General features: G+C 55.3%; 16 protein-coding genes and 1 pseudogene. 9 read left to right on the top strand and 8 right to left on the bottom strand.

What is annotated here, in order from left to right; genetic code table 11:
* Nucleotide 1 precedes the first annotated feature (1 nt).
* The 5 genes and pseudogenes from HDF09_RS21230 to HDF09_RS02310 all read left to right on the top strand — a co-directional run.
* Nucleotides 2–430, top strand: a pseudogene (locus HDF09_RS21230) (TniQ family protein); the annotation flags it as partial.
* 90 nt (nt 431–520) lie between these two features.
* On the top strand, nt 521–1,102 hold the full coding sequence (locus HDF09_RS20595; protein ID WP_260180876.1) for a hypothetical protein: 582 nt from the start codon (nt 521–523) through the stop codon (nt 1,100–1,102).
* A gap of 460 nt (nt 1,103–1,562) precedes the next feature.
* On the top strand, nt 1,563–2,648 hold the full coding sequence (locus tag HDF09_RS02320; RefSeq protein ID WP_311718430.1) for a DUF262 domain-containing protein: 1,086 nt from the start codon (nt 1,563–1,565) through the stop codon (nt 2,646–2,648).
* The gene (locus HDF09_RS02315; protein WP_183760874.1) at nt 2,649–3,152 is read left to right on the top strand and encodes a HEPN domain-containing protein; all 504 of its coding nucleotides are present in this window, start codon (nt 2,649–2,651) and stop codon (nt 3,150–3,152) included. It begins immediately after the preceding gene.
* A gap of 266 nt (nt 3,153–3,418) precedes the next feature.
* On the top strand, nt 3,419–3,727 hold the full coding sequence (locus tag HDF09_RS02310) for a hypothetical protein (protein WP_183760871.1): 309 nt from the start codon (nt 3,419–3,421) through the stop codon (nt 3,725–3,727).
* A 314-nt stretch (nt 3,728–4,041) separates the two neighbouring features.
* Here the strand turns inward: HDF09_RS02310 and HDF09_RS02305 are convergent, their stop codons facing one another.
* From HDF09_RS02305 to HDF09_RS02285, 5 genes are all read right to left on the bottom strand, one after another.
* Nucleotides 4,042–5,064, bottom strand: a complete 1,023-nt coding sequence (locus HDF09_RS02305; protein ID WP_183760868.1) for an LLM class flavin-dependent oxidoreductase — start codon at nt 5,062–5,064, stop codon at nt 4,042–4,044.
* A gap of 35 nt (nt 5,065–5,099) precedes the next feature.
* Nucleotides 5,100–5,591, bottom strand: coding sequence for a MarR family winged helix-turn-helix transcriptional regulator (locus tag HDF09_RS02300; protein WP_183760865.1), 492 nt, complete (start codon nt 5,589–5,591; stop codon nt 5,100–5,102).
* A 138-nt stretch (nt 5,592–5,729) separates the two neighbouring features.
* A complete protein-coding gene (locus HDF09_RS02295; RefSeq protein WP_183760862.1) occupies nt 5,730–6,353 on the bottom strand; it encodes an NAD(P)-dependent oxidoreductase in 624 nt (207 codons plus the stop codon).
* 240 nt (nt 6,354–6,593) lie between these two features.
* Nucleotides 6,594–6,770, bottom strand: a complete 177-nt coding sequence (locus HDF09_RS02290; RefSeq protein ID WP_183760860.1) for a hypothetical protein — start codon at nt 6,768–6,770, stop codon at nt 6,594–6,596.
* Between the two features lie 521 nt (nt 6,771–7,291).
* A complete protein-coding gene (locus HDF09_RS02285) occupies nt 7,292–11,287 on the bottom strand; it encodes a chitobiase/beta-hexosaminidase C-terminal domain-containing protein (protein ID WP_183760857.1) in 3,996 nt (1,331 codons plus the stop codon).
* Nucleotides 11,288–11,787: 500 nt separating this feature from the next.
* Between HDF09_RS02285 and HDF09_RS02280 the strand changes: the two genes are divergently transcribed.
* From HDF09_RS02280 to HDF09_RS02265, 4 genes are all read left to right on the top strand, one after another.
* Entirely contained in the window at nt 11,788–11,988 is a 201-nt protein-coding gene (locus tag HDF09_RS02280; protein ID WP_183760854.1) for a hypothetical protein, read from the top strand.
* Nucleotides 11,989–12,367: 379 nt separating this feature from the next.
* Nucleotides 12,368–13,870 (top strand): glycosyltransferase family 87 protein, encoded by a 1,503-nt coding sequence (locus tag HDF09_RS02275; RefSeq protein ID WP_183760850.1) that lies wholly within the window; start codon nt 12,368–12,370, stop codon nt 13,868–13,870.
* On the top strand, nt 13,806–14,978 hold the full coding sequence (locus HDF09_RS02270) for an acyltransferase family protein (protein WP_183760847.1): 1,173 nt from the start codon (nt 13,806–13,808) through the stop codon (nt 14,976–14,978). The genes HDF09_RS02275 and HDF09_RS02270 overlap by 65 nt, the downstream gene beginning before the upstream one ends.
* An 80-nt stretch (nt 14,979–15,058) precedes the next feature.
* Nucleotides 15,059–16,267 (top strand): glycosyltransferase family 4 protein, encoded by a 1,209-nt coding sequence (locus HDF09_RS02265; protein ID WP_183760844.1) that lies wholly within the window; start codon nt 15,059–15,061, stop codon nt 16,265–16,267.
* Here HDF09_RS02265 and thiS read toward each other — a convergent pair.
* The 3 genes from thiS to thiD form a co-directional block, all read right to left on the bottom strand.
* Nucleotides 16,243–16,461 (bottom strand): sulfur carrier protein ThiS, encoded by a 219-nt coding sequence (thiS, locus tag HDF09_RS02260; RefSeq protein ID WP_183760841.1) that lies wholly within the window; start codon nt 16,459–16,461, stop codon nt 16,243–16,245. The two genes, HDF09_RS02265 and thiS, sit on opposite strands and share 25 nt — an antisense overlap.
* 27 nt (nt 16,462–16,488) lie before the next feature.
* The gene (locus HDF09_RS02255; RefSeq protein WP_183760838.1) at nt 16,489–16,845 is read right to left on the bottom strand and encodes a hypothetical protein; all 357 of its coding nucleotides are present in this window, start codon (nt 16,843–16,845) and stop codon (nt 16,489–16,491) included.
* A 230-nt stretch (nt 16,846–17,075) separates the two neighbouring features.
* The gene (gene thiD / locus HDF09_RS02250; protein ID WP_260180874.1) at nt 17,076–17,882 is read right to left on the bottom strand and encodes a bifunctional hydroxymethylpyrimidine kinase/phosphomethylpyrimidine kinase; all 807 of its coding nucleotides are present in this window, start codon (nt 17,880–17,882) and stop codon (nt 17,076–17,078) included.
* Nucleotides 17,883–17,935: the final 53 nt, after the last annotated feature.

Here is a 17,935-nt window from a genome sequence, read left to right as displayed (position 1 = left end):
CATGTATCTTTTGCCATGTCGGCCCAAGCCGCTGCCGGATGAGCTATTCTCGTCCTGGTTGATCCGTCTAGGCTGTACATATTGTATGCAGTTCTGTGACTTCCTCCAGATCCTGGGTCTAGCTCGGCACCTTCATAACAGCGACATCGATCGGGTTGCATCCGACATTCTGGTCAGAAGCGTATGCAAGGTGACTGGGACAGATCCCATCGCCGGCCGTGCCACCCTGCTCAGACGCCGAATGTCCGCCCTGCACAGTGACAGACTGAGGATCAATACGCCAGAGTGGCCATGGCTGATCCCCATCGGGAGATCTCACCGGAGCGGTGCCATCGCCGGCTTTCAGTTTTGCCCACTTTGCCTGAACTCCAGCGAGCCTTATTTCCGTTGGCAATGGCGGATTGCCTTCATCTGCTGTTGCCCAGTGCATCGTGTCCTGCTCGTGGACCGCTGTCCGGAATGTCGAGCATCGATCCATGCATCGGTCCAGGGCCTGTGGGGGCTTCGGGACGACCCACGCATGGAATATCTGCTCCGGATGGAGCGCTGCCGTAATTGCCAATTTGATCTGAGACATGCGCTGGCAGTAGTAGCAGACGACTCGCTTGTCCAACGCCAGGAAGCCTTGACCCTGAAGCTAGAGTCGGCGGAGAAGGGAACTGCGGACTACTTTGCCGTGCTGCGACACATAGTCAGCCTGATTGTGGGCCAGAACCTTGGGCTCGAGCGGTTCCGGCAGGTCATAGCTGATCGCTCAGGCCTGCCTCGCGTTGATGTCCCGCTTCCCTATGAACCAGATGCAGAAATGCTGCACTTCGAAGAGCTTGCTGTCCATGCACGAGTATTGGCCTTGGAAGCTGCAATTTGGCTAACAGAGGAATGGCCGACGCGATTTGTCGATTGCGCTAGGACGGCGGAGGTGTCGTATCCGGCACTCAATCGGAATGCGATCTCGGTTCGTTGGTTTAATGAGGTCGTCATGGCGGGATACGCCTGGCACGAAATCGACACTGGAACCTATCGGATTAAGGCTCTGACGAAGAACCCCCCAGCACGGGCAGTCACCGAAATCGCTTCCGAGACTCAGGCAGGAGGCAATTAGCATGTCACGAAAGCGGGGCAAGCGTCGCCGGACTCGACGATCGCCGGAGGCTCAAGGGAATTACTGTGAAACCTGTTCCAAGATCGCGTGGGGCACGCGGGAGCTGGCCGAGCAGGAGGTCGAACGGCTCAAGGGGGCACCTGGTGCGCGTAGGCCCGATCTCATCGACTCTTACAAATGCTGCCACGGTTTGGGCTGGCATGTCGGACACAACTACAAATTGAGGTGGATCTCTCTCTGTATAGGTGAGCACAAGTGATTACTCGAGATCCGCGTGGCCTCGGCCAACTGTGCCGCAACGCGTAGCTGTGCCTTATTCCTAGGTCCACCATGCTAGGGTTGTTGTTACGCAAAGCCGCTCGTTAGGAAGCAACGGCATCCGTCTAGACAACAGCTTTTCCCCGTCTAATCGGCTAAGATCAAAACATTGTGCTACTTAGAATTCCTTTGGAGAGGCATTGTGGCTGAAGATCCGGAAGATCTAATCACGGAAGATGACGAATCGATTGATGAGGAAGCTGTACCGATGTCCTACGACATCGCCACGTATCCGTCCGATTACACCCTCTCCGGCATTAATGAGATGTGGAACAACGGTGACATCGTTATCCCCGAGTTCCAACGAGAGTTTGTCTGGACTATACAACAATCATCCCTTCTCATCGATTCTTTCCTGTGTGGGCTTCCAGTGCCGTCAGTATTCTTCTACATCGATGAGGAAAACAAAAACCTTGTCATCGATGGGCAACAGCGAATACTCAGTGTTGTCTTTTTCATGGAAGGATATTTCGGTCGAGAAAGCACCCACGGAAAGCGTTCTGTCTTTCGCCTGCGAGGCATTGGAGACAAAAACCCTTACGTAAATAAGCGATTCGTTGATCTTGACGAAGCCGACCAGAGAAAGCTCAAGCAAACAGTTCTGAGAGCAGTGAACATCAGACAACTCAGCCCACAAGGTGAGGGAACTAGCGCGTATCACATCTTCGAACGCTTAAATACAGGCGGAACGCCACTACGACCACAAGAGATTAGAAACGTAGTTTTCAGGGGAGAACTCACCAAGATCCTGAAGCGTCTCAATCGTGATGAGAACTGGCGCAAGATTCTAGGTAGAAAATCTATTGATAGACGCCAAAGGGATGTCGAGTTCCTTCTTCGGGTATTTGCACTAGTTGGCTCGGCAGACAAATATGAAAAGCCGATGAAAGAATTCCTAAACAAGGCAATGAGCACTAATCGGAAGGGGCGAACTCAAAAGGCCATTGATTTTCAGAGTATTTTCCCAAAAGTTACCAAACTGATCGTAGAGCAAATGGGTGAGCGCCCGTTTCATATACGAGGGCCTATAAACATCGCAGCGCTTGATTCGATAACCGCGATCCTTATTGAGAATTACGCTAAATTGCCAAAACATGGACTAGAAGGGAAAAGACAACGGCTCTTGAAATCAAATGACTTTGAAGCATGGACGCGGCCGGGCTCGAGTGATGCCAAGGTTCTCCAAGATCGGTTTGCGCTCGTTCGCAAAGTGTTCATGGAGAAGTAGATGGCTTATCAATCCCACTTTGTGCATGCTGACAGAATCATCGCCCACCTTGGGAGTCTTCGTGGTCCTACTTTGGATCCTCTTCTCGAAGCGAAATATGTCGGCTTTGTCGCTGTCGCATGCGTAACAGTATTTGAGATGGCGATCAAAGAGATTCTCACGACCTTTGCAGATAAAAAACATCAGGTGTTGGGAAGTTTTATTCGGCACAGCTGTGAGAGGATGAACGGCAGAATTCAGTTGGACTCTCTCAAGCCGAACTACATTTTTCCGCTGGGACTGAAATACAAAGAGAGATTTGATAAAAAGATTGACCAAACTGCTAGGACGACACTGCGAACACAGCGTCGAGATATTCGAGCGTCTTACAAGAACATCATTCTCTGGCGGCATGGTTTCGCACACTCTGCGACTATTGGGACGGCTACTTGGACCGAGGTGGTGCAAGCATATGAAGACGGAAAAGAGATAATCCGTTGCCTCCACGAATCACTCGTGCGTTGAATCAGGCGATCCTAGGACGGCCGAGGAGATAGTAGTGATATCCCCCCGACTCAGTCTCAGGCACTTGTGTTCAGTCTCAATGACTTCTGTATCCGACACCCGTGCCGCCGCAGGCTAGCAGGAGACTGCATGTATGTCCGATAACACATATTATGTATAGTTCTAATGTAGACGCTCTTTAGAAATGACATGGTTACGCCCATTAGAAACGACACTAACGGGATGGGACTTATTTCAATGAGCGGGATGTAAAACGGATACAGGTTTTGGCGGAAGTTCGGGCCGGTAAGCGGATCATCCTGGAGCGAAATTCTCTCTCCGAAGGACTTGAGGGCAAGTATGTTGACGTTTACGACTTCCCATATGGCCGCTTGGAAGTCCGCACCAAGGGCCTCTTGCTTCCCTATCGCGTCTTCAGCAAGGATCAGAGAGTCAGCCATACCGCGATCGTCGAGAACAAACGCTTAGGCCACTCTCTTGCCCTCATCAAGGCACAGCAAGACACGTACTTCACGCCGAAGGTGAACACGAACAGTCAGAAGCTCGGCTATGAAAAGCGAGGTCGAAACGTCTAACCCTTGCACATCCTGCCATACAGGCAAATCGACGGATTGGGCGACGAAGGAACTCGTGACTTGGAAAACAACCTCCCCGTGGCGAGTCGGGCAATGAAGAGAGACCCTAGCTAGGTTCCACCGATTCTTTGAGCTGGAGGCGGCTTTGTTGCACAGTGATTGCCGTCAATTGGCACATTAAGCCTTCTCAAAGAGTGCATCATCGCCAAATCACTCACCGACAACGGAACGCGAGCCACATGGACGTGTAGTCGGCATCCCGGACAAGTGCCTCATGCAGCTGTCTGTAAACGGGGTTTATTCGTCTCGGCGACTTATCGCCAACCGAGAGCTGGGGCGACAGTAGTCAGAATGGCTTCCAGAACGTGCGCGTTGTAGGCGACACCGAGTTGATTTGGAACCGTCAGCAGTAGCGTATCGGCCTCGGTGATCGCCTCGTCTTTCCTAAGCTCCTCAATGAGAACATCCGGTTCTGCAGCGTAGCCACGACCGAAGACGGCCTGTCTGTTTCCGTCAATGAATCCGACCTTGTCCTGTTCCTGACCTCCTCGTCCGAAATAGGCGCGATCACGGTCGTCGATCAACGCGAAGATACTGCGGCTGACGGAAACGCGCGGAGTGCGAGAGTGGCCAGCCTCTTTCCAGGCGGCGCGAAAGGCGCGAATCTGGGCGGCTTGTTGGATATGGAACGGCTCACCGGTCTCATCGAATTTGAGGGTCGAAGATTGCAGGTTCATTCCAAGCCTGGCGGCCCAGACAGCGGTCGCATTGGAACCCGCACCCCACCAGATCCGATCACGCAGTCCTTCGGAGAAGGGCTCGAGACGCAACAGCCCCGGTGGATTGGGAAACATCGGACGCGGGTTCGGTTGAGCGAATCCCTTGCCGCGTAGCAGTTCGAAAAACTCTTTGGCGTGGCGTCGGCCCATGTCTGCATCGCTCTCGCCTTCACGCGGGGTATAGCCAAAATAGCTCCACCCATCGATCACTTGCTCGGGCGAACCGCGGCTGATTCCCAACTGCAGGCGGCCGCCGGCGATGAGGTCCGCAGCGCCGGCATCCTCCGCCATGTAATGCGGATTCTCATACCGCATGTCGATCACTGCCGTGCCAATTTCAATCTTTCGCGTTTTAGCACCGACTGCCGCGAGCAACGGGAATGGTGATGCTAGTTGTCGGGCGAAGTGATGAACACGGAAGTAGGCTCCGTCTATCCCCAGGCGTTCGGCCTCCGCCGCGAGGTCGATGGATTGCAGCAGCGTATCAGCTGCCGACTGCGTTTGTGACTGCGGCGAAGCCGTCCAATGGCCGAACGAGAGAAAGGCAATTTTCTTCATGCAGGTAAGTCCAATGTTCCGGTTCGGTTGTTCTTTCAGGAGAGTTCGGCACGACGGCTTCTGATTTGTGCCAGCACGTCGACCAGCATTTTGAGATCGGTGGACTTCACACCTTCAAACAGTCGATGAGTCTGTGCGTGAACTGGACCCTCGATGATCGTGAGCAGCTTTTTGCCTGAATCGGTGATGAAGGTCGACACCTGCCTCCGATCATCCTCAGCCCTCTCTCGAGTGATCCAACCGGACTTCTCCATGCGGTCCAACAGGCGAGACATATCAGGCGCCGCCGCTACCATGCGTGCAGAGATCTCGTTCCTGCAAAGACCCTCCGTCCCAGCTCCCCGCAGAATGCGAAGAACGTTGTACTGCTGCTGGGTGATGTCGAATTGGCGCAGTAATTTGTCGGCAGTGTTCGACAGCTCCGAGGCTGTGCGTAGGATGCTCAGGAATGCTTCCTGCTGCAAAGAGACAAAAGGCCGGTTCTGCTTCAGCGTTACGGCCAAAGGAGATTTGCTGGTAGTCGCCATAAGTCATTCTTTCAGAGCTACACCCAAAGTTGACGATCCCGCTCACAGGCGAGTGAGGCTGCCGACGGGTTGCGACACCGAACCGAAGTCAAAGCAGTCTCACTCGAATCGAGCACAAGCAGAAGTGTGACCTTACCCTTAGTAGCCGATGGACAACTGGCCACGCTCATGAGCCGGTGTCTCGATCTCATCTACCAAGGCGACGGCGTAGTCCTCAAAGGAAATGCGGCTGTCCCCCTTCTCGTTGGCGATCAGATTGGTAGTGCCCAGCCGGAACTTGCCCGTTCGCTCGCCCGCCTCGAAGTAACCGGCAGGGCTGAAGTAGGTCCAGTTGATATCAGACGCTTTGAGGATGCCGAGAGCCTTTTCGTGTGCCTTAGCTATGGGGAGGTATGCTTCCGGTAAATAACCCGAGGCAATCAGTGTGACGCCGGGCGCAACCTCAAGCAGTCCGGCACCTCCGACGACGATCAACCGCGCCGCGCCAGCTTTCTTCACTGCAGCGATCTGCCGCTCGGTGACGCCGAGCAGTGCGTCGGTATTGTCTTGAGGGGGAGCGTAGGCGCTGACCACAACATCCGCACTGGCGATGATGGAGGCGATCCCCTCTACGCTGCTTAAGTCGTCCTTGACAGCTTTTACGGTCGAGGGGATCTTCGAGGTATCACGGGCGACCGCCGTAACATGATGCCCGCGATTGGTAAGTTCCTTCAAAATACGTTGGCCTGAGTTCCCAGTGGCTCCATAAAGTACGACGTTCATCTTGATTCTCCTTTTGCGCTCCCGGGTTTCCGGCAAGCATTAAGTGTTACAACACGTATATGAGTGTTGCAACACGTATAGCGATTCAAAAAAAGCAATTCCCGGGATTCTGTTTTTGCCAAACGCTCTTTTACTTGGCTATCGAGCCGAGAGCCGGTTCGGTTCGGTTCGCCCATCAAGTTGGCAATGGACTGTTCCGCGCACGTGCCACAAGGGATCAGAGACGCTCCCCGTCGGTCCTCATAAACGCTGTGGGTAGCGGGCTAACTTCTCGGCATCGACCTGATCGCTCTTGCGATCACTGTGCGATATGGCTCGCAGTTCGCAGACGTCGGCCACGATCACCCCCTGCCCGAGCTCTTGCAGCTGCTCGCTGATCCGAATGACTACACCGTCGCTGGCCGCGGCGACAATCATTTACTTGAAATGACGGCTCAATTCATACTTTACTTGAGAGATTTCAAAGAACAGATGGGTTTGTTGTAGGCATCGAGCTTTGGAATCAATAACTTAAATGCAGCATGGTGTTCATGATTTACTTGAAGATACGTGTCGTCCATTCAAGTAGAGCTAGTCCCTAATTTTAAGTAAAAATGGGAGCTTGCAGCTTTGAGGCTCGTAACTGATGCTTATATCCTTTCACCGACTTGCGGCGGCGGGATTGCGAATCAATGTGTACCGTGCGTTGACGAACGCTGAATCCCTTTACCCGCATTTCAGCAAGTACATGCATGTTGCAGTTGTTCCGGCCGATGGAGCTGGACATGGCACTCGAGCGAATGATCGTTCTTCTCGTCGCAAATCAGTCGGACTGCTTCTATGCCTGGCGGCAAAACGTAGTGGTGGCGCATAGCGTCGGTGTGAAAGATGAACAGATTGCTGCTCTGGAGCATGGGCCACGGCGATCACGATCACGACTAGCGCTGGGCCTGCATCTGCTAATTGTGATAAGTCCAGTCAAGGATGTTTACGTTCATTGTTGAAGCACCAGTTCCTGCTGTAAAACCAACGTAAGCTGTACTACCAACTACGCTGGCTAGATTCACAGCATACGTCGCAGTAAAGCTTGCAGATGTTGTAGCGTCAGTTAGCAGCAGTGTAAGAATTGTGCCGTCGTAAGTAACATGCGAATGTATAACGTGCCCGCTGATCAAGACAATATTGGAAGGTGTCAGATCGATAGCGGGTATCGTTGGCAATGCCCCACCTGTATAGAACCCGGTTGAGTTAGTTCCCTCACCAGAGTTGTTATGGATATCAAACTTAATTGCCAGGCTATTTCCGATTCCAGCGGTCCCTCCTCCGTAGCCCAGACCGCTTCCCGTTGGTCCAATAGCCGAGAGCCCTTTGTTTTGGATGGTGAACGTCCAACCATCGGCTACACCGTTGAGGATCTGAAAATCAAAATCAGTCGTAAATGTAGCGGTATTGACCGCCCTGTTAAACCATATAGAACTTCGCGAAGATTTCTGGCTTGCGGTCATCACCTGCAACATCGAACCATTTAGAGTGCCAACTCCATTGAAGCTGAAACTGCTTCCTGCGCCGGCGAAACCGCTTGGGAAATTGATCACTTCAGTTACCGCACTGATGGTATATCCGCAACTCGACACCGAGCTTGCTGAAAGTCCTGGCGCAATCGCCATGGCTTGTATCATTTCGGTTGACCCAACCGGGATGGGACCGGAATACGCCGAAGAACTCGTGGTTGGTAACGTGCCGTCCGTTGTGTAGTAGATGATGCTACCCGGTGTAGCGTCGGAAAGAGTAATGCTTTGCGCACTCGTGTATGTGCCTGGCGCCGGCGAGAACGTCGGCGTGGCAGTACCAGCGGAAATCACATAGGTTGCAGTAGCGATTGCGCTTTGCGAACCACCGGGAGCTACAGCTATTGCCTCGAGCATGGTTGTCGTCGCGGCGTTAACCACGATGGGGCTGCTGTATACGGCAGAAGATGTAGTTGGAGTCGTACCGTCCGTCGTGTAGTAAATCACGGCACCAGAGCTCGTATCGCTAAGCACAACGCTCTGCGTCGACAGGTAACTGCCACCCGCGGGACTAAAGGTCGGTGGTGCAGGCGCAGGTGCGGTCGCTGGGGTGCTGTAGGTCCAGGTCAGGATCTTCTGGGTTGATGTAATTGTGCCTGCTCCGCCAGTGAAACCGACATATGCGGTATTGCCTCCAACAATCTGAGGAATATTGATCGCCTGACTGTACGTAAATGTCTTAGCGGCCACGATGTCAGTAAGTGTCAGCGTTAGAGTAGTGCCATCATAAGTTAGGTGAGCCTGGATGATGTTGCCGCTCTTCAGAATCACCCCGCTTGCGGTCATATCGACGGCAGGAAGTTCGGGCATCGCTCCGTTGGTATAGAAGCCAGTCGAGTCGCTGCCTTCTCCAATGTTGTTGTAAAAGTCAAATTTGACAGCGACGCTGGTTGGTATGCCTCTGCCGTACCCTAATGCTGGTCCCACGCTGCCGAGCGCAGTAGCACGCTGATTCTGAATGGTAAACGTGAAGCCGTCTGCGTACGCATTGATGAGCTGGAACACGAAATCGGTAGTAAAAACCCGAACGTCAATCGGTTGGTTGTAGAAGGCGCTAGCCGCCTGGTTAGTACCTCCGTTTGTGAGTTGGAGGCTAGTGTCGTTCGCATTAATCGCAGTGCCATTGAAGGTTAGTCCAGTCGGAATTGCAAAACCGCTACCAAAATCTATGTTCGAACCTCCGCTCTGAATAACATAGGCTGCCGTCACAGCGTGATTAGTCTTTAGCGCCGGATCTACAGCTAAAGCACTAACAGTCGTATTCGCTTGCACCTGTATCGCACCCGTGTAGACGGGGGACGAGGTTGTAGGCGTAGAGCCATCCAGCGTGTAGTAGATAGCGGCCGAAGTATCTTTATCTGATAACACAACCTCCTGCGCTGATGCATAGGTGCCCCCGGCTGGTGTGAATACCGGCAAAGGTGTGAATGGCGAAGGGCTGAACGTCGCGGAGGTTAGCGCGCTCTGAAGATAGTTGGTTGCACTCGCCATGGCTCTGATCGTTGTGCCAATAGTAACGGAGATTGGCGACGTGTAGACATTTGACGCAGTCGTAGGAACTGTTCCATCCAGTGTGTAGTAGATATTCGCGGAAGGTGTTAGCGTGCTGAGCGATACAAGTTGGGGAGGATCGAATACACCCCCGTTGGGCGTAACCGTTGGCGCTGCGGCAACCGGTTCGCCGTTTAGCAGGCCAAACACATCGACTTGGTATCGTGCGCCTAAATATACCTTGCCGTTTGTAACCACTGGCACAACGAATTTATTCGCCAGGCCAGCGTTATCGCGCGTTTGCTTATCGCTTTCATACAGAATCCTCGATAGGTTCGTGGCGTCAAAGGCGTAGAGTAACTCGGGAGAAGTTGCGTTGCCCTGCCTGACGGCCCACGCTATACCGTTCGATGTGCCATTTGAAGATATGACGAAGCTTCCCCCCGGAAAGCCAGATTTAACTGTACCTTCGCTGCTATAAGTCGATGCTAGTACACCACTCGTTAGACTGAAGGCTTTAGGATAGTCTACATTCCCCCAAAAATAGACATTTCCGTTCCAGTAGGCGGGAGTACTGAAGATCCCAGTAGTTGCGCCGAGAATATCCTGCAAAGCGTTTGTGTTCGATGTACCTCCCGGTAGATAGCCTCCGAGATTATCTCGATCAAGGACCACGATGCGTCCTTCTTTTCCGGCCTGTATCAGGATGTGCGGAATTGAACCTGTCTGGTCGGGCAATAGTAGAACCCCGCCGGAACCCAGATCGCGATCTGCTCCGGATAATGCAGCCTGGTTAAAAGTAGTGAAGGCATCGGTCACAGCAAGACTGCCACTCGCAAGACTCACTTCCACAACGCTGTCTCCGAGATTCACACTCGGATTGAACGGAGGGTAAAGAGTGTTCAACCCATTACCTGTAGAAAAGAACATCCGTCCGGCAGTCCCTCCATTGTCGATTGGCATTCCGGCACCGGACTCCCAGACGCCGGCTCCGGAACCGCTAGGCGACAAACAGATCGATCCCGTCTGGGCCAACGTCGTGCCATCAAATGCCAACAACCATCCGTGCCATGGACCGTTATCGCCATGAGAGCCAAATCCCGCATAGACTATGCCGTTGTAGTAGCTCAAGGCAGCGCGGTTCAGCTGCCATAACGGACTAAACGCGATTACGCCGCCCGAACTTCCGGCTCCTTTGCCCGCCGCCGTCGCTTGAATAATTGTTGGGCTGTTTGGCTGCTCTGCTCCAGTTATTATGTTGATCGCATGCAGCCGCTGGACATACCCTCCACTTTCCTTCGTTTTGGCAATGACGTACATCGTATTACCAGCGACGTTGATTGCAGGAGTGCTGGTGATCCCTATCTCAGGAACAAGGTCGTTAGTATTAACATCCGCGCTGGGAACGGTGGTTGCGCCGGGGGCGGCGCCATAAGCCGGGTTGAGCAAGCTGATCTGCCACAGTGGCTGGGCATTCGCGCCGACGTTGGAGTCAGCATCGAAAGCGTATACGGAATCATGTTCTGTCGCTACAAACAGAACATTGTGTACTAACCCATCACCCATCGTAAGACCACTGATGTAGAGGGGCTGGGCATAGACATAACCATCGACCGACCTTGAAAAGAGTAGACCAAACGATGAACTCACCACGTTAGCAGGCGAAAGTAAAGTCTCCTGCGTATTAGCTCCAGCCTCGGTGTTGTCATATCGCCAGGTAGGTACATTCACCGGAGTCGCGACTTGGCCCAGCGCTGATTCATTCACCGCAGTGGACACGCAGAGAAAGAGCATTGCTAGGAGCAAAGACCTGGCGGCTGCTTCAACCCTGCTTGAAAAGTGACGTCGAATACATAAGTTAGCCAGACCAATGGGCAGAAAGATAACCAGCGACACGACTCACCTCCAGCTCCGTGGTTGTTTCGTTGTGAGCGAGGAGAATGAATCCAATTTCCAACGAGTTTCAACCAAGGCCGAACCAGACAACACAACTGCAGCGGGATCTTTCGCGTCCCCGGCAGGAGGCCAACAAAACGTGCCGACTCATTTAGCACGTTAAACGCAAAATGTAACTCATCTGAGCAGAACATGTGCATGCAAAGTAGTAATCAAAGTTGGTTACTTTGCCAGGACACACGAGCATTTATCAACAACTTGTTTTAATCCGGATAGTTGGAGCAGCAACCTATCACAGCCTCCGGCTAGGTAACAGATATCCATTCATTCAATCAACGCAGCTGTTGATGGAATATGAGCGTGTCCCACCTATAGCTTGATAACTGATTGGGAGATCCCATATGAAAATCTTCGTGCCCAGAGTGTAGAGGACAGCAACTGGCTTCGAGCGAATCTGACGATCCAGGCTGGACCTCTTTTCCGAGGCGATAGAGTTCGGAATGACCACCGACGAGTTGGCCCTGCTGTCCAGTCAGCTCTCAACAGTGATGAGTTCGTTGAACGGCAAAGTCCATTTTGCGACGATGGAAGGCAACTGGATGTTGAACGTGGATTTTGAAAGAAGTGGCACGGCGTTGGAACCGGTAGTGGGCGACTTGGCCCGCATGACTTCGATATACCCGGTTAAGAGTGCTCTGTAGCCTTCCTCTGGTCCTGTTCAGCCCAGAGCAAAGACGACGCTGCTTCGCATCCGGATGGGGAGCTTAGAGTTTACTGGAAAAGTTCTCTTCAATGTAGTTCCTTGAGACACAGGGACGTATTCAGGGCTTCTGGAACGTTCTTCCGCGTTCTCGCTCCCAGAGTGTAAAGATAGACCTGCGAGTTGGCGGCGCAGGAATAGCCACCGTCCATCGAAAAGCTTGCCCTGAACCATACTCCCCTGCATCGCGCTTCCCGAATTGATTCTCTCGGCTAATCCTATAGCCAGACTCTATACTTCTTCCTGAAGCACCATCCGGAGGCTCGGCCCTGACGCAACGCAATATCGGCATCTCTTCCCCGGCACTCAAACCGTCGACCTTGCGCATTTTGTTCGCTCTCCTCACCGTCTGGTTCGCGGTCTTCGTAACCATCACCATCGCTCACTCCATCCACTGGCCCATGGTGCACGACAGCCCCATCCTGCTCTACATGGTCTACCTGAGCGAGCACGGGATGCGTCTCTATCGTGACATCGTCGAAGTACAGTTTCCCGGATCGCTTCTTCTTTACAGCCTCGAAAGGCACCTCTTCGGCCCCGGCGATCTCGCATTCCGCCTCTTCGATCTCTGCGGCCTGGTCGTAGCTCTAGCCTCCATGCTCGTCATCACGCGCCGCCGAGAGCTCTGGTTCGCCGCTGTCTTCGGCTTCTCTTTCTTTGTGCTGGAGCATACCGGCACCTGGGCCAGCATCATCGGCCTGGGCCAGCGAGACTTCTTCATGACCTGCCTGCTCGGGGCCGGTGTCGCCTTCTTACTTGAATCCTTCCATCGACAACGGCCGCTCCTCATCCTCTTCTTCGGACTCTCCGTCGCGCTCGCTTCGACGATCAAGCCTACGGCCAGCGTCTTTCTTCTCCTCGCCCTGCCAACGGTCCTGGCACTCCGCAAGCGGCAGCTCCCACTCCGCGCCTATCTGGGATATCTCCTCGCCGGGTTCGCCGCCGGCATCGCATTGATCCTTGCCTATCTTCTCTACGAAAAAGCTTTAGGCGCCTTTCTCCATCTCGAATGGACCATGGTTCCGGTCTATGCGACCACAGCTTCCATGGGCTTCCGGAAGATGCTTCCGGCTATCTTCGATCCAATTCATGTACTACCGGAGGTGGCAATCGGCTCGCTGCTCCTCGTCGCGCTGCAACCCTCCCTCAGAAACAACCTTGACCAGCAGGTCTTACTCCTCGCCTCCGCACTGGGCGCTGCATCGTACTTCCTGCAACACAAAGGCTTCCTATATCACCGCACGCCCTTCTATTTTTTCTTCTTTCTCTGGGCCGGCTGGGTGCTTGTAGCGACGATCAGGCAAAGTTCAGCAACCTACAAATGGTTGGCTCTTGCTCTGGTCTTGTTCTCCGCCGCACTCTACCCCCGTCTCTCACGTCCAGCCCGGTGGGACAGGTGGAACGAAGGAGCGCTTCAGAGTGACCTGGTCGCCCTGCATGCTTCGGATGCGCCAGGTGAGGTGCAGTGTCTTGACGTGACCAGCGGCTGTCTCAACGTCCTGCTTCAAATGAACATCACCATGGCCACAGGCTACGTCAACGACACCGTCTTCTTCCTCGACCGCAACGATGCGCGGGTAGAACATCTGAGAGACGACTTCCTGGCACAGTTGAAGAAATCCAATCCTCGGATCATCGTCTTGACCAATGAACAGTGGCCGACCTACGGTGCTCATGGCTACGAGAAACTGCAGTTCTGGCCGCGGTTCACCGACCTCCTGGACGAAAACTACGTTCTTTCCATACAACGTGGCGGCGATGCGCAGCACGAACGCGGATACCGCATCTACCTTCGAAAAGACACTCCAGGGCGACCCCACTGACCTTGAAGCCGGTCTCCCTCTCTCGATGAAAAGACACGACTCGATCCAGATCCTTCGCGCGATCGCGGCCCTGCTCGTCGTCTACGTCCACTCCCTCTTTGTCGTCTCAGGGCACGCAGTCTCCCGCCAAAGTCACTTCTTCAACCTCACCAACTTTGGCGCCTGCGGCGTCGACATATTCTTTACGATCAGCGGATTCATCCTCTCCACCGTCGCCATGAGCGTCCGCCCCACTCATCCCAGCCTGCCCCACGGCGCAATCGACTTTCTCCTTCGCCGCTTCATCCGCATCTTTCCCATCTACTGGATCCTCTCCTTCTTCTTTGTTCTGATTCAGTGGAAGCTACACCATCTAACCACTGCCTGGCTCCTCAACTCCTACCTCCTGCTTCCCTCGCTGCGCTTTCCCATGCCGCCGCCGCTCATCTTCATCGGCTGGACGCTCATCTTCGAGATGTTCTTCTACTACACTCTCACTCTCAATCTCTTCTTCGGCGCCGCACGTGTCGTCGAACGAACCATCCTCACCATCCTTGCCTTCATCGTTGTCGGCGGCCTGCTCGGCTTCCACCAGCCCGTGCTCATTCTGGTGGCCAATCCCCTCAACATCGAGTTCATCTTCGGCTGTCTCATCGGCCTGGCCTACGCGCGTTTCGGCAAGCGCCACGCCCTCGGCACTGTGCTGCTCGCCACCGGGTCGCTATGGCTTCTCTCCACCCTCTTCTTCGGCGACTACAACCTCGGCGACGCCAGATATGTCCTCAACGGAGCCCTCAGCTGGTATCGCATCTTTCTCTGGGGCATTCCCGCCGCCATGATCACCGCAGGCCTCGTCTTCCGCTTCACGCAGATCACGTCCCCCATCGGGCGTCTCGGCGTCTTCCTCGGCGACGCGTCCTACTCCATCTACCTCGTCACGCTCCTCGTCTTCTACGGATACGATCGCCTCTATCCCCATCTCGCGCGTCTAGGCCCCGACACGAATGTGGTCCTCGCCTTTCTGTCCGTCGCTCTCATCGGCCCCCTCTGCTATCTCTACGTCGAGAGGCCTGTGACCCGGCTCCTAACCGCTAAGTATCATCGCCCCGCAGTCCAATCTGCTCCCTGACCAGGCACGTCCACACCACGAATCAAATAATCTAAAGACCTTTGTTACGATGAACCGAGGTCAATCGCCCAACGGGCGCTATGCGAATCGTTCAGACGGTCTTCGGTGTCTTTCATCACTTTGAACTCGCCCGCCAACTTCACCGCCGAGGCCATCTCCAGCGCATCTACTCCACCTGGCCCTGGACCCGCCTTAAGCGCGAAGGCCTCCCCTACGAAGTCGTCGAGACCTTCCCCTGGGTTCACACCCCCGAAATCCTCATGCAACGCTTTGGCATTCACCATCCATACCTAATGGATCAAATAAGTTATGCCAACGCGCTCTCCTTCGATGAGTGGACCCTCCGCCGCACCCGCGCCGCCGCAACCCCAGACGCCCTCATCGCCATCTCCGGCTCCAGCCTAAAAACCGGCCGCGAGATCCAGTCTCGTGGAGGCCGCCTCATCTGCGACCGCGGCTCCTCGCACCAGCGCTACCAGGAGACAATCGTCTCGGACGAGTACCAGCGCTGGAATGTAACCCGTCCCGTTACCGACATCCGCGACATCCTCCGCGAAGAAAAAATCTACAATATCTCGGACGCCATCACCGTCCCCTCTAGCTTCGCCGCCCGCTCCTTCGTAGAAATGGGCGTCCCCGCCGAAAAGCTCCACGTCATCCCCTATGGCGTTCGCCTTGAAAGCTTCACCCGCACGGGCGAGCCTCCCGCCGATCGTTTCGAGGTGCTCTTTGCCGGCTCCGTCACCCTACGCAAGGGAGTTCCCTACCTGCTCGAGGCCTTCGCCCAGCTGCGTCATCCCGCAAAGCGCCTGCGCCTCGCCGGGTCCATCCATCCCGATATGAAGACCGTCCTCGACCGCCTCCCTCAACAGCAGGTCGAGTTCCTCGGCCCACTTCCGCAGGAACAGCTCGCAGCCCTCATGAGCACCAGCCACGTCATGGTCCTCCCCAGCATCGAAGAGGGTCTGGCACTGGTCCAGGGTCAAGCCCTCGCCTGTGGCTGCCCGGTTCTCTGCTCGACAAACACGGGCGGCGAAGACCTCTTCACCAACGGCGTAGAAGGCTTCGTAGTCCCGGTTCGCGACGCAGCCGCCCTCACCGAGCGCATGCAGCAACTCGCCGACGACCCCGCCCTCCAATCGCAGATGAGCGAGGCCGCCCTTCGTCGCGTCCAGCTTCTCGGAGGCTGGGACGACTACGGCGACCGCTGGGAGTCTCTTCTAAAGCATCTGATAGCGAAAGAGGCACCGAACGAAACGCCTCGTCAAACTCCGCCCCCGACAAAGTGAACCACCTCGAGCCGGTCCCCTCCGTGCAAAACCGTCTGGGCCCACTGCGAGCGAGGAGCGATCTCCCCATTGTGTTCGATCGCCACACGGTCGCCCTTCAATCCCAGCTCCACGACGAGTTGTTCAAGGTTGGCAGCTTCCTCAAGTGCGTCAAAGCTGCGGGACTGGCCATTCAAGATCACCGTAAGTGCCATACCCATTCAGCCTAGCAGCATCGCGGGCTAACTCAGCACCCGCACCACCCGCTCAACCATCCAGTTCCACAACCCGCGAGTCAATGTCTTAGGTTCGGCAAAGTCTTCAAACACACTGCGGCTCAGCCCCAGCAGGATATGGATTGCCTCATCGTCTGATTTGTTGTCGAATGCCTCGATCGAATAACGCCGAGAGTTTGCCAGGTACTCAGCCGCATGGCCCAGCGTCAGCAGCGTGCGTCCGTGGTGCGTCTGGCTGATCCTGTGAATCGTCAGGTCTGCGTTCTTCGGCGGGGGGTTGCCCGGCGAAAGAGTTGGAACGCTCGAGGCGCTCCGGTTTACGAGTTCGGGTCGAAAGACCCCGGGAAAAGCAACTGTGGACATGGACCTGAATCCTCCGTCCTAATCCCTATCGGCGAACCTCACCGCGGCATTATCCGGAATATCCCGACTCAGACAACTCAACGTATAACCCTCAGCGCTATCGGAACAGTCCAGCCACAGCTCCGCAATGACCCAATCGATGTAGTTTCTGCACCCTAACCGTGCCTTGTTCCCCTCCCGCACACCGGCCGCCCCCTCTTTTCCCGATTCAGCACATCCGTCGAAACCAACTACTCCTCCCGCAGAGGCCACAGCGGATTCACCGGCCCCAGCCCCGCGCCCCTCGGCTCCGCCGTCCGAATCGCCTCCGCCACATACCGCTTCGCCATCCTCGCCGCAGCCAGCGGAGCATCCCCCAGCACCACCCTGCTCAGCAGCGCGCTCGAAAACGCACACCCCGTCCCATGCGTCGACCGGCTCACAATCTGCTCCCCCGGCAGCCAATCCATCTCCCCGCCCACGCGCAGCAGCAGATCGTCCGGCGGCATCAGATGCCCACCCGTCGCCACCACATTCAGCCCCGTTCCCATCGCCTGCAGATCCCGCGCCGCCTTCGGCATATCCCCCCGCTGCATCACGATCCGCCCCGCCAAAACCCCCAGCTCGTCAAGATTCGGCGTCACCCAATCCACCAGCGGCAGCAGCCTATCCCGCAGCGCCCCCACCCCTTCCGCATCCAGCAGTTCCCTTCCCGAGCTTGACCGGATCACCGGATCCAGCACCACCGGAACCCGCCACCCACGCCCGCGCAGCCCCTCAAGAAACTCCGCCACCGCGACCACATTCGCCGCCGTTCCCAGCATTCCAATCTTGATCCCCGCCGCCGGCAGATCGCTCTCGAGACAAGCAAGTGTAGCCCGCACCATCTCCACCGGCACCGGCAAGCTGTCCCGCACCCCCAGCGTCGACTGCACCGTCAGCCCCGTAACGCACGAGGTCCCAAACAGCCCATGCGCCGCAAACACCATCAGGTCGGCGGTCACACCCGCACCCGACGAGGGGTCGAATCCAGCAATCGTCAAAACGGTCTGCATCATTCGCTTCCCTCCAGCATAAAGGAAGCGCGCCTTCCACCCGGCTTATAATGCCC

The sequence above is a fragment of the Edaphobacter lichenicola genome (assembly GCF_014201315.1).
GTDB classification, from domain to species: Bacteria; Acidobacteriota; Terriglobia; order Terriglobales; family Acidobacteriaceae; genus Edaphobacter; species Edaphobacter lichenicola_B.
Note: the sequence above shows the minus strand (reverse complement) of the source record. Positions and strands in the feature narration are given on the sequence as shown.